Origin of the sequence: Xanthomonas sp. D-36-1 (assembly GCF_017746155.1) — a bacterium.
Lineage (GTDB): Bacteria > Pseudomonadota > Gammaproteobacteria > Xanthomonadales > Xanthomonadaceae > Xanthomonas > Xanthomonas cissicola.
This window is the reverse complement of the sequence record NZ_JAGHWR010000012.1, coordinates 100282-113141: the sequence shown is the minus strand read 5'-3', so window position 1 is coordinate 113141 and position 12860 is coordinate 100282. Positions and strand designations below refer to the sequence as shown.

The window sequence follows — 12860 nt, the reverse complement described above, 5'->3', positions numbered from 1 at the left end:
CGAGTGTGAATGCTTTGGGGAAGCTTAGGGTGGCGGGGGCGGACGGGGAATCGGACGCTTGCCATCCCCGGGGCCAGACATTATCTATGCGCTGTCTCACCGGATGATCCCATGCGCGCGTCCCAGTCCCCAATGCTCGACCCCCGCGCCCGCCAGTTGCTGCGCACCCTGATTGCGCGCTACATCCGCGACGGCGAGCCGGTGGGCTCCAAGACGCTGGCCCAGCATGCGGGGCTGGATGTCAGCCCGGCGACCATCCGCAATATCCTGGCCGACCTGGAAGACGTCGGCCTGCTCAGCTCCCCGCATACCTCGGCCGGACGCGTGCCCACTGCGCATGGCTACCGGGTATTCGTCGACAGCCTGGTGCAGATGCAGCCGCCCGGCGAAGAAGAAGTGCGCCGGCTGCGCGCGGAGCTGGCCAGCGGCAACGGGACCCAGTCGCTGCTGGGCAGCGCCTCGCAGATGCTGTCGGCGATGAGTCATTTCGTCGGCGTGGTCAGCGCGCCGCGCCGCGAGCAGTTCGCGTTCCGGCATATCGATTTCGTGGCGCTGGATGCGCGCCGCGTGCTGGCGATCCTGGTGTTTGCCGACAACGAGGTGCAGAACCGGGTGATCGAGCCGCGGCGCGCCTACGAGCCTGCCGAGCTGGAACGGATGGCCAATTACCTCAATGCGCAGTTCGCCGGGCGCGCGCTGGCCGACATCCGCGCCTGCCTGCTGCGCGAGCTGCGCATGGCCAAGAGCGAGATGGAACAACTGCTGGCGCACAGCGTGGACCTGGCCAGCGAGGCGCTGGTGCCGGCCGATGCCGACGACATGGTGATGGCCGGGCAGACCCGGCTGATGGGCGTGCAGGATTTGTCGGACCTGGATCGCCTGCGCGAACTGTTCGAGGCCTTCGCTAGCAAGCGCGAGATCCTGCAACTGCTCGAACGCACCATCCAGGCCCCGGGCGTACGCATCTTCATCGGCGAGGAAACCGGCATGGTGTCGCTGGAAGACGTCTCGCTGGTCACTGCACCTTACGCCGCCAATGGCCAGGTGCTGGGCGTGCTGGGGGTGATCGGGCCCAAACGCATGGCCTACGACCGGCTGATTCCACTGGTGCAGACCGCCGCCGACGTCCTGGGTGCGGCCATGGAGTCTCCCGGTACGCGATAACCGGCATCGATCGGCGCGATCGTGTTTGCTTGAAACGCGCGCAGGCGCCCATATACGGGGTGACGTTGGGGCGGGCGTTCCGCTTGCCCGGGAACTGCATATGAACCAAGACCACCCCGAATTCGACTCCGAAGACCTGTCCCAGAATCCACCCGAGACCGATCCGCTCAAGGCCGAGATCGAATCGCTGCGCAGCGAGATCGCCCTGGTCAAGGCCGACGCCCTGCGCGAGCGCGCCGACCTGGAAAACCAGCGCAAGCGCATCGCCCGCGACGTGGAAAACGCGCGCAAGTTCGCCAACGAGAAGCTGCTGGGCGAGCTGCTGCCGGTGTTCGATAGCCTGGACGCGGGACTCACCGCCGCCGGTACCGAGCCCAGCCCGCTGCGCGATGGCCTGGACATGACCTACAAGCAATTGCTCAAGGTGGCCGCAGACAACGGCCTGACCCTGCTCGATCCGGTCGGCCAGCCGTTCAACCCGGACCAGCACCAGGCGATCAGCCAGGGCGAGGCCGAGGGCGTCGCGCCGGGCCATGTGGTGCAGGTGTTCCAGAAGGGCTACCTGCTCAACGACCGCTTGCTGCGCCCGGCCCTGGTGGTCGTGGCCAAGCACGACTGACCCGCAGCGCCGGCTGAACTGCCAGGCGCAGGCATGAAACACAGATGTGCGCCGGTGGCTTGAACACCTGCGCACCACCCCCACATCTCAGCCAGACCCGGCGTCGCCGGACACAGCTACAGAATCATCAGGAGCGTATCCATGGGCAAGATCATTGGTATTGACCTCGGCACCACGAACTCGTGCGTGTCGATCATGGACGGCGGCAAGGCCCGCGTCATTGAAAACTCCGAGGGCGATCGCACCACGCCCTCGATCGTCGCCTACACCAAGGACGGCGAAGTGCTGGTCGGCGCCTCGGCCAAGCGCCAGGCCGTGACCAACCCGAAGAACACGTTCTACGCGGTGAAGCGCCTGATCGGCCGCAAATTCACCGACGGCGAAGTGCAGAAGGACATCTCGCACGTGCCGTACGGCATTCTCGCCCACGACAATGGCGATGCCTGGGTGCAGACCAGCGATGGCAAGCGCATGGCGCCGCAGGAAATCTCTGCGCGCGTGCTGGAAAAGATGAAGAAGACCGCCGAAGACTTCCTCGGCGAGAAGGTCACCGAGGCGGTGATCACCGTGCCGGCGTACTTCAACGACAGCCAGCGCCAGGCCACCAAAGATGCCGGCCGCATCGCCGGTCTGGACGTCAAGCGCATCATCAACGAGCCGACCGCCGCAGCGCTGGCCTATGGCCTGGACAAGAACGGCGGCGACCGCAAGATCGCCGTGTACGACCTGGGCGGCGGCACCTTCGACGTGTCGATCATCGAAATTGCAGAAGTGGACGGCGAGAAGCAGTTCGAAGTGCTGGCCACCAACGGCGACACCTTCCTGGGTGGCGAAGACTTCGACAACCGCGTCATCGAGTACCTGGTCGATGAATTCAACAAGGATCAGGGTATCGATCTGCGGAAGGATCCTCTGGCGCTGCAGCGCCTGAAGGACGCCGCAGAGCGCGCCAAGATCGAGCTGTCGTCCAGCCAGCAGACCGAAGTGAACCTGCCGTACGTCACCGCCGATGCGTCGGGCCCCAAGCACCTCAACATCAAGTTGACCCGTGCCAAGCTCGAAGCGCTGGTGGAAGACCTGGTCAAGAAGTCGATCGAGCCGTGCCGCACCGCGTTGAACGACGCCGGCCTGCGCGCCAGCGACATCAACGAAGTGATCCTGGTCGGCGGCCAGACCCGCATGCCGAAGGTGCAGCAGGCAGTTGCCGATTTCTTCGGCAAGGAACCGCGCAAGGACGTCAATCCGGACGAAGCCGTGGCCGTGGGTGCGGCGATCCAGGGCGGCGTGCTGGCCGGCGACGTCAAGGATGTGCTGCTGCTGGACGTGACCCCGCTGTCGCTGGGTATCGAGACCATGGGCGGCGTGTTCACCAAGATCATCGAAAAGAACACCACCATCCCGACCAAGGCCTCGCAGACCTTCTCCACCGCCGAAGACAACCAGTCGGCCGTGACCGTGCACGTGTTGCAGGGTGAGCGCGAGCAGGCCCGCTTCAACAAGTCGCTGGCCAAGTTCGACCTGTCCGGCATCGAGCCGGCCCCGCGCGGCATGCCGCAGGTGGAAGTGTCCTTCGACATCGACGCCAACGGCATCCTGCACGTGTCGGCCAAGGACAAGAAGACCAACAAGGAACAGAAGGTCGAGATCAAGGCCGGTTCGGGTCTGTCGGATGAAGAGATCCAGCGCATGGTCGCCGACGCGGAAGCCAACCGCGAAGAAGACAAGAAGTTCCAGGAGCTGGTGCAGGCCCGCAACCAGGCCGATGGTCTGATCCACGCCACCCGTACCGCAATCACCGAGCATGGCAGCAAGGTCGGTGGCGATGTGATTGGCAAGGTGGAAGCGGCGCTGTCGGATCTGGAAACCGCCATGAAGGGCGACGACAAGGCGCAGATCGAAGCGCGCACCAAGACGCTGGAAGAAGCCGGCCAGTCGTTGTACGCAGCAGCTGCGGCAGCAGAGCAGGGCGGCAACGCCGATGCGGCCAGCGGCAACGCCCAGGCCTCCAAGGCCGCCGATGACGTAGTGGACGCCGAGTTCACCGAGGTCAAGGACGACAAGAAGTAAGCCGTGATTTGGGAGTCGGGAGTGGGGATCGGCAAGCGCTAAAGCTAGCCGTTCCCCATCCCGATATCCTTTACGCGTCGCGTCGCCAGGGCGGAACAGCACACGCTGTCCGCTTTTGCGTTTCAACGAATCTCAAATCACGAATCCCGAATCCCGGCTTATGAGCAAACGCGATTACTACGAAGTGCTGGGCGTTGCCCGTGGCGCCAGCGACGAGGAGCTGAAGAAGGCGTACCGGCGCTGTGCGATGAAGCATCACCCGGACCGCAATCCTGGCGATGCGGCTGCCGAAGCGGCGTTCAAGGAATGCAAGGAAGCCTACGAAGTGCTGTCCGATGGCAATAAGCGGCGCGCCTACGACGCGCACGGCCATGCGGCGTTCGAGCACGGCATGGGCGGTGGTGGCGGGCCGGGTGGTCCGGACATGGGGGATATCTTTGGCGATATCTTCGGCAATATTTTCGGCGGTGGCGCTGCCGGTCCGCGCGCTGCGCGACGTGGCGCCGACGTCGGTTACGTGTTGGAACTGGATCTGGAAGAAGCCGTCGCCGGTATCGAGCGCCGCATCGAGATTCCCACACTGATCGAATGCGCGCCCTGCCATGGCAGCGGTTCGGAAGACGGCAAGGTCGAGACCTGCGGCACCTGTCATGGGCGCGGCCAGGTCCGCATCCAGCGCGGCATCTTCGCCATGCAGCAGAGCTGCCCGCATTGCGACGGGCGCGGCACGCTGATCCAGAACCCCTGCAAGACCTGCCACGGTGCCGGTCGGGTGGAAGAAGACAAGGTGCTGTCGATCAAGGTGCCCGCCGGTGTGGATACAGGCGACCGGATTCGTCTTGCAGGCGAAGGCGAGGCGGGCCCGGCCGGCACGCCACCGGGCGATCTGTATGTGGAAGTGCGCGTGCGCGAGCATGCGATCTTCCAGCGCGACGGCGACGATCTGCATTGCGAGGTGCCGATCCGCATTTCGCAGGCGGCGCTCGGCGATACCGTGCGGGTGGCAACCTTGGGCGGCGAAGCGGAAATCCGCATCCCGGCCGAAACGCAGACCGGCAAGTTGTTCCGTCTGCGTGGCAAGGGCGTACGTTCGGTACGCAGCCGCAGCGAAGGCGACCTGTATTGCCGCGTGGTGGTGGAAACGCCGGTCAATCTCACCGCCGATCAGCGCGAACTGCTGCAGCAGTTCGAAGCGACGTTCACCGGTGAGGACGCACGCAAGCATTCGCCCAAGTCGGCCACCTTCATCGACGGCGTCAAGGGGTTTTGGGATCGGATGACGTCCTGACCCAGGCGGCGTGATGTCACGATGGCCCGGCGTGCGGCTTGCTGCGCGTCGGGCTCTTTTTTTGGGCTGCCCCGAAGGCCGCGCGTGATGCGGCCAATGTGTTGAAGTTGCGGATGGAACGCAGGTGTCAGCGCGAGAAGTGCCGGGCCAGTCGCGCGTGCGGTCCAACAGCGCCGCCGTGTGAGATTTTCAGCGACATCTCCGCACATCGCGCGTGCGTCTTTGAAGCGTCGTCATTGGCTTCAGGCGCAGCACGTCGTTGCCCGCACCGCGAGCAAAGCCGATCCCTGATCGTGCGGTCGGGCCATTGGCCTGCAGCACCGGTCGAGCGCCTTTAGCGTCTGACCTTGCTCACCCACGGTACTGCGCATCAGGCTGCACTGGCGGGCTTGGGCAGCTGGCCGTGATGCGATGGAGACCACGTGCGTGCTGTTCAACAGCGCCAACTGCCGGTGACGCCGTTCATCCACGACATCCTGGCAAGGTTACGCGGATAATCGGTGCCCTCTTTCCTGCACGGCCGCCCGCATGAGCGATGCAACCGACAGCCACCTCGTCCATGGTCGCCGCCAGCGTCCGGACGGCCCTTCGCCGATCGATGTGATTTCGGTGCAATCGCAATTGGTCTATGGCCATGCTGGCAACAGCGCTGCAGTACCGCCGCTGCGCGCGCTGGGACTGCGTGTGGCCGAAGTGCCCACCACGCTGCTGAGCAACGCGCCGTTCTACGCCACCCTGCGCGGGCGCATCCTGCCGGCCGACTGGCTGGCGGATTTGTTGCTGGGCGCCACCGAACGCGGCTTGCCACAGCGTGCACGCATGCTGGTGTCCGGCTATTTCGGAAGCCTGGCCAACGGCGAAACCTTCGCCGACTGGCTGGCGCAGACCTTGCCGCAGGCCCCGCAGCTGCGCTACTGCCTGGACCCGGTGATTGGTGACACGCACACCGGCCCGTATGTGGAACCCGGGCTGGAGCGCGTGTTCGCCGAGCGCTTGCTGCCGCACGCCTGGCTGGTGACGCCCAACGCATTCGAGTTGGGGCGGTTGACCGGCTTGCCGAGCCTGCAGCAGGACGATGCCATTGCTGCCGCGCGCGCTTTGCTGGCGCGTGGGCCGCAATGGGTCCTTGCACACAGCGTGGCCGGTGCTGCGGGCGAGCTGGTGACCCTGGCAGTCAGCGATGCGGCGGTGTATCGCTGGGCCAGCCCGCACCTGCCGGTCGATGTGGCAGGCACCGGCGATGTGCTGATGGCCTTGCTGATTGGCTTCTTGTTGCGCGATGTGCCGTTCGAGCAGGCGGTGGGGCACGCGCTCAGCGGAGTGCATAGCGCGCTGGAAGCGACCCTGGCTGCGGGATTCGAGGAGTTCGACGTGCTGGCCGCGGCGCCGGCCGCACTTGCCGCGACGCCACGATTTGCCGTCGAGCGATTGGCATGATCGCGCAGCCGGTAGTCGGCATCGTCGGCATCGCCGGTGCATATGGGCGATGGCTGGCGCAGTTCCTGCGCACGCGTATGCAGCTGGAGGTGATCGGGTTCGATCCGGCCGACAGCGTCAGCATGGATGAGGTCACGCTGGCGCAGCGTGCCGACGTGCTGATGTTCGCCGCGCCAATCCGCCACACTGCGGCATTGATCGAGCGGTATGTGCAGCTTGCCGGCGCACGCGCTGCCTCGCAGTTGTGGCTGGATGTCACCTCGATCAAACAGGCACCGGTCGCTGCAATGCTGACCTCGCAGGCGGACGTGGTTGGCCTGCATCCGATGACCGCACCGCCAAAATCGCCGACCTTGAAAGGGCGCGTGATGGTGGTCTGCGAGGCGCGGCTGCAGCACTGGTCGGCATGGGTACAGAGCTTGTGCAGCGCGCTGCAGGCCGAATGCGTGTACGCAACGCCAGAGCACCACGACCGCGTGATGGCGCTGGTGCAGGCGATGGTGCACGCCACTCACCTGGCGCAGGCCGGCACCTTGCGCGACTACGCACCGCTGCTGGGCGAGCTGCGCGCGCTGATGCCGTACCGCTCGGCGTCGTTCGAACTGGATACCGCAGTGATCGCGCGCATTCTTTCGCTCAATCCCTCGATCTACGAAGACATCCAGTTTGGTAACCCGTATGTGGGCGAGATGCTCGACCGGTTGCTACTGCAGTTGCAGCAGCTGCGCGCCCTGGTCGCGCAGGGCGACGATGCCGCGCGTGCGCAGTTCCGCACCCAATTCCTGCACGACAATGCGCAAGCCCTGCAGCACGACGCGCTTGCGGCGGGCAATTACACCTACGAGCGCGTGGGCTATCTGCTGGCCGATCTCACCGAGCCGCTGACTTTGAGCGTGTATCTGCCCGAAGACCAGCCCGGCTCGCTGCGCGCCTTGCTGCATGTGTTCGAGCGGCATGGGGTAAACCTGTCGTCGATCCACTCATCGCGCACGCCGGTTGGCGAGCTGCATTTCCGTATCGGCTTCGAGGCGGCGAGCGATCGTGCAGCATTGACGCAAGCAGCGAGCGAGATCGATCGCACTGGGATCGGTCGGGTGCTGGAGCGTTCCGGTGGCTAGTAGCAGGATCAGGCCCGTTCCCATCGCCACCGTTTCATCCACACAGGGTGTGGATGAAACTTGCACAAGCATGTGGATAACTGCCCGCGGCCCTTGCAACGCAAGGGGCGTACAGTGGCTGGTCAAAAATTGACCAGTGCCGTTTGAGGCAGCCAGCTAGACGACGGCGTCGTTCTTGGCGGTCGCGTCCCCTGGTTCGGCATCTGATCCTCGTACACCCCGGTTCCTGTGCGCCGCCCAGGGCTGCAAGATGACGACGCGCGAGGTTCTGGGGCCGTTCCTAGAGCGCGGACAGGCGCAGCTCACCGCCGTCGGTGACGAAGCGCTGCCCCTGACGTTGCAGATGTCGGCCATCGGGAAGCTCGTAACGCGGCGCCGAATGGGGGTTTGCGCGGGGTTGTTGCTCGTCGCGAAATTCGATGATGACGTAAGGCTCGCCATCTGCGCCGATTGCGGGAAATTGCCGGAAAGACATACACACCTCCGAAAGTTCCTAAGGTTGCAGTGCGGATCGCGATGGATCCGCGCGCCCGGCGCGCGTGCCGGTACGGCGAGCATGCGCACGCAGGTGTTATCCAAACGTCGTTATGCGGTGGGGTATGCGGACCTGTTGGTTGAGCTCGTCAGGCGGGGCGGGGCGACGACGGCGATTGTTCACGTCGACAAGCTGCTGTGCACGCGTGCGTTGCAGAGGCGGCTGCCTAGCAGCCATGGAGCAGACAGCTGCAGCCTCGGGTTCGACAAGGCGTGAAGCGCGCTGAAACGTCGCTGGGCACAACAGCCAGCCACCTGCGTGGCGGTTGAGTGCGTCCGCTGCGGAGGATTTGCTTCAACCCACAGGATGCCAAGCAGCGGCATCGCGAGGTCACTCGCACAACCGCGCAATTGCCCAGCATCACCGCGTCCGCCCGACGCGCAGCCGACCCATCAACGACTCAGCTGCAAGGCATCCCGGTCGGCGGTGGCCGCCGCCAGTTCGGCACGCGCGGAGGCGATGCGTGCCTGCGCATCGATCAGGCGTACGCGCGCGTCGTTGGCGGTTTCCTCGCGCTGATTGACCAGGAAAAAGTCACCCGAGCCCAGCTCGAAACGCCGCCGCTCGGCCGCCGCCAGGCGGTCTGCCAGGCCGCGTTCCTCATCGGCGATCCTGGCCAGCCGTTCGGCGCCATTGAGCGAAATGACGATCGATTCGACCTCGATCGAAATCTGGTCGCGCAGAAAACGGCTGCGCTGATCCAACGCTTCGATCTCGGCGCGCGCTTCGGCCACGCGGCCCCGGGCGGCGCGGTTTTCCAGCGGCACGCTGAAACGGAAGCCGATGATGGCGTCGGTCAGCGACCGGTTCGGGCCGCCGACGCCGGGCGGGCCCAGATCCTTGCTGACTTCCACGCTGACATCCAGGCGCGGTTTGAGATCGTTCTGCGCCAGCATCAGCCGCGCGGTGGCCTGGTCGATGCGGGTCAGCACGGCGCGGTAATCCGGGCGCTCTACCGGCGCGGTGATCTTGCTGGCGCCGGCCAGTCCTTCCAGCGCCGAGGTGTCGGCCGGCAGGCGTTCGGCGGAAACGATCAGCGGCATGCCGGCGTCGTCGCGCAAATACAGCGACAAGGCGTTGGCCGCGTTGGCGAAGTCCTGTTCCGAGCGGACCACCAAGGCGCGACGGCGCACCAGGTTCTGGTCGTTTTCGGTCAGCAAGATGGTGGGGCGCGCACCGAGCGCGACCTGGCGCGAAATCGCATTGCGGCGTTGCTCGGCCAGTTGCAGCAGCTCGTTGTAGGCGCGCAACTTCAGCCCGGCGGCGACCCAGTTCTGGTAGGCATCCACCGCGCGCCGCTGCACGCCGATGGCCACCATTTCCGCCTCGTATTTGGCCACATCGATATCGGTGCTGGCGATGCTGCGCTTGGTGCGGCGTTCGTCGATCACGCGGTCGCGCAGCAGCGCGTACAGCGCGCCGACCTTCACTTCGCCGCCGCGATCGGTATAGGACTTGTCTTCGTAGATCGGGAAGGAGCCGCGCGAGGAGCGGTAGCCACCGTAGTAATAGCCGCCGTTCTCTTCGAACGGCCGCTTGACCCCGGTTTCGATGGTACTGCCGTCGTAATAGCCGGCCTCGCGCGAGCGGCCTTCGATGTCGAACACCGTGTCGAAGGCGCCATCGGCCGAGATGCCCTTGCCTTCGGCCTGGCGCACCTTCGCCAGCGCTTCGACGATCTGCGGTGCGGAGCGTGCCGACGACTGCAGCACCTCATCCAGCGTCAGCGCAGCGGCCTGGGCGAATGCCGCACCGGGGCAGAGTGCGATCAACAGGACGACAAGACGGCCGATCATTTCTTGCCCGTCGCTTCGTCTTCGGACTTGGGTGCGGCCGGCTTGGCCTTGCCGTCTTCCTGGGTGGCCGCAGCCGGGCGCCGGCCGAATTCCAGCGGGAAGTTGTTGAGCTGGCGCCACAGCTCGTAGCCGACCTTGACCGTTTCGCCCTGCACCCAGCCGCGCACCTTGCCGCCCTGGCGGGCGAATTCCTGTGCCGGCCACGCCGGCTTGCCCGGCATCGGCTCCACCAGGATGCGGAACAGCCCATCGGGCGCGGCGTTGGGGTCGATGGCGCGCACCCGGCCGTCGAACATGCCGTGCGCCACCGACGGCCAACCGCTGAATTGAATCGCCGGCCAGCCTTCGAATTCCAGCCGCACCGGACGGCCGGGACGGATCAGCGGCACGTCGCGACCATCGATGTACAGCTCGACCGCGCGCTCCACCCGTTCCGGCGCGATCACCGCCAGCACGGTGCCCGGCGAGACCATGGCGCTACCGCTGGCGGCGTTGAGCTGCTGCACGCGGCCATCGCGCGGGGCGCGCACCAGCTGTGCAGACTGGCGATTCAACTGGATGTCGATACGGGTCAGCTTGGCGCGCGATTCGGCCAGCTTGGCGTCGGCCTCGGCTACCTTGATCTGGGTCAGCTCGTAGTCGCGGCGGCCGGCCAGGCCTTCGGCCAGCAATTGCCTGCTGCGCGCCACATCGATGCTGGCCACCGCGCGCGATTGCTGGATGGCGGCGATTTCCGCCTGCGCCTGCGCGCGCTCGCTGGCCAGGCGGGTGAGCAGGTCCGGGTCCAGATCGCCGACACGCGCGATCGGGTCGCCCTTGGCAACATGCTGGCCGTCATGCACGTACCAGCGCTCGACGCGGCCCGGCACGAAGGCGGTGACCGGTTGTTGACGGTCGCTGGGATCCAGCGACACGACCTGGCCTTTGCCACTGGCGGTCTGCACCCATGGCGCCAGTGCCAGGATCGCCGCAGCGATGCCGATGCCGATCAGCAGCATCCAGGCGACTGCCTTGGCGATGCCGGGCGGACGCATTGCCGCCAGGGTGGGGAAATGCGCCATGCGATCAGGGGCGTGCGGCATGCGGCACCTCCTGCGTGGATGCGATCAACTCGGCGCGTGTGGCGTAGCGTTGCTGGCGCTGCGGCTCCAGCCGGAACCAGCCATCCAGGGTGATGTCCTCCGGCCGCCCGGTGCACAGCAGCACGGTGGTTCCTGCATCCTTCAAGCGCCGCAGCACCTGGGTCAGGCGCTCGGCCGGGATCAGGTCGTACAGCTGCGACAGCATCAGCACGCGCGGGCGCACCAACAGTGCATTGGCCAGCTTCAGCGCCATGACCTCGCCGATCCACAGCGGGAATCCGGACGCGGCAAGCCGGGTGTCCAGGCCTTGCGGCAACGCGGCGATGCGCGCGCGCAAGCCCACCGCATCGATGGCTTGCAGCATCGCTTCGGACGTCACATCGGCCGAGGCCATCGCCAGGTATTCACGAATGGTGACCTCCACGATGGTCGGCCGGTCGAGCACGGTGACTTCCGAACGCAGCAGGTACATATCGAAGGTGACCATGTCCGCGCCGCCCACCATCACCAGCCCGCGGTCGGGAACGACGTGGCGCTTGAGCACCATGGCCAGCAGGCGCTCGGCGCCGCCATCGGCCAGCGTGACCAACTGCTCGCCGGCTTCCAGCGCGAAATCGAAACGCGCGCCCTCGATCACCACGCCATCCAGGCGTACCCCGCTGTTGCGCGGCGCCTCGCCGGCGGCAAGCACCGGGCGCTCCTGGGGGATGGCGTACAGCAGCGACAATTCCTCCGCACTGGCCACCAGGTCGTAGAACATGTCCAGGTAGCTGCCCAACTGTGCGATGCCGTAGAACACCGCGCTCAGGATCAGCTCGGCTGCCACCAGCTGGCCGATCGACAGCTCGCCGCGCAGGATCAGGCTGCCGCCCAGTGCCAGCAGCGCCGCGCTGGCGACCGCATAGGTGAGCAGGAACGCCAGCGTCTGGGTAAAGGTGTAGCGGAAATGGCGCCGATGCCGGTCGACATAGTCGGCGGTCACCTTTTCCGAGCGATCCATCGCAAAGTTGAGATGGCGGCTGGATTTATAGAACCCGTTGGAGCCGCCGACGCTTTCCAGCCAATGCGCGGCATTGTGCTTGGCCTGGCTCAGTTCGACCGCCGAGCGGATCGAGCCGCGCGACCAGATCATCCAGATCGAGAAGATGGTCAGCAGCAGCAGCGCATTGAAGCCGAGGAAAAACGGGTGATAGAAGCTGGTGACGATCAAGCCGACCGCCGACTGCAGCACGATGGTGAACGCACCGACCGCCAGGCTGGGCACTGCCTTTTGCACCACCACCAGATCGAAATAGCGGTTGAAGACATCGCCGCGGTTCTGGTCGGCGAAGAATGGGTTCTGCGCATGCACCGCGCGCACGGTGATCTCCGCCACCACGCGTGCGAACAGGCGACGTTCGAACAGCGCCATCACCCACACCCGCATCGCGCTCAGTGCCGCCACCAGCAACAGCAGGCCCAGCAGCAGGCCGGACAAGGTCCATAGCGGCGTAGGCAGCGCGGTGTTGGCGACGCTGTTAATCAGCAACTGCACCGAGATCGGCGTGGCCAGCGAGAGCAGGCTGATCGCGACGCCGTACACCAGGGTCAGGCGCACATACGGCATGTCCGGTCCGACAATTTCCGTCAGCCAGCTCGCCGCTTCCCGCCATCCAATCCGCTTGGCCGCCATTCGATATCCGTTGATGAGTTCAGTGAAGCATTGACGAGTTGCCGGCCCGCAAACAAGGCCATGGTGCTTATTTGGCACATAG

10 protein-coding genes are annotated in these 12860 nt (G+C 65.6%); 6 read left to right on the top strand and 4 right to left on the bottom strand.

Going from position 1 to position 12860, the window contains the following annotated elements:
• The first annotated feature begins 132 nt into the window (after positions 1-132).
• From hrcA to J7367_RS04290, 6 genes are all read left to right on the top strand, one after another.
• A complete protein-coding gene (hrcA, locus tag J7367_RS04315) occupies positions 133-1164 on the top strand; it encodes a heat-inducible transcriptional repressor HrcA (RefSeq protein ID WP_057660304.1) in 1032 nt (343 codons plus the stop codon).
• A 100-nt stretch (positions 1165-1264) separates the two neighbouring features.
• On the top strand, positions 1265-1783 hold the full coding sequence (gene grpE, locus J7367_RS04310) for a nucleotide exchange factor GrpE (RefSeq protein WP_003483633.1): 519 nt from the start codon (positions 1265-1267) through the stop codon (positions 1781-1783).
• 141 nt (positions 1784-1924) lie between these two features.
• Positions 1925-3850, top strand: a complete 1926-nt coding sequence (dnaK, locus tag J7367_RS04305; protein WP_003483635.1) for a molecular chaperone DnaK — start codon at positions 1925-1927, stop codon at positions 3848-3850.
• Between the two features lie 160 nt (positions 3851-4010).
• Positions 4011-5138, top strand: coding sequence for a molecular chaperone DnaJ (gene dnaJ / locus J7367_RS04300; protein ID WP_003483637.1), 1128 nt, complete (start codon positions 4011-4013; stop codon positions 5136-5138).
• A 528-nt stretch (positions 5139-5666) separates the two neighbouring features.
• A complete protein-coding gene (gene pdxY / locus J7367_RS04295) occupies positions 5667-6575 on the top strand; it encodes a pyridoxal kinase (protein ID WP_007973258.1) in 909 nt (302 codons plus the stop codon).
• Positions 6572-7693, top strand: a complete 1122-nt coding sequence (locus J7367_RS04290; RefSeq protein ID WP_057660302.1) for a prephenate dehydrogenase — start codon at positions 6572-6574, stop codon at positions 7691-7693. Before pdxY ends, J7367_RS04290 begins: the two co-directional genes overlap by 4 nt.
• A gap of 280 nt (positions 7694-7973) precedes the next feature.
• Here the strand turns inward: J7367_RS04290 and J7367_RS04285 are convergent, their stop codons facing one another.
• From J7367_RS04285 to J7367_RS04270, 4 genes are all read right to left on the bottom strand, one after another.
• Positions 7974-8168, bottom strand: coding sequence for a hypothetical protein (locus J7367_RS04285; RefSeq protein ID WP_022559665.1), 195 nt, complete (start codon positions 8166-8168; stop codon positions 7974-7976).
• 452 nt (positions 8169-8620) lie between these two features.
• Positions 8621-10024 carry a TolC family protein gene (locus J7367_RS04280; protein ID WP_022559664.1) on the bottom strand — a complete coding sequence of 468 codons (1404 nt, stop codon included), beginning with the start codon at positions 10022-10024 and terminating at the stop codon, positions 8621-8623.
• Positions 10021-11106, bottom strand: coding sequence for an HlyD family efflux transporter periplasmic adaptor subunit (locus tag J7367_RS04275; RefSeq protein WP_007964689.1), 1086 nt, complete (start codon positions 11104-11106; stop codon positions 10021-10023). Before J7367_RS04275 ends, J7367_RS04280 begins: the two co-directional genes overlap by 4 nt.
• On the bottom strand, positions 11090-12778 hold the full coding sequence (locus J7367_RS04270; RefSeq protein ID WP_057660300.1) for an ABC transporter ATP-binding protein: 1689 nt from the start codon (positions 12776-12778) through the stop codon (positions 11090-11092). The genes J7367_RS04275 and J7367_RS04270 overlap by 17 nt, the downstream gene beginning before the upstream one ends.
• Between the last annotated feature and the right edge of the window lie 82 nt (positions 12779-12860).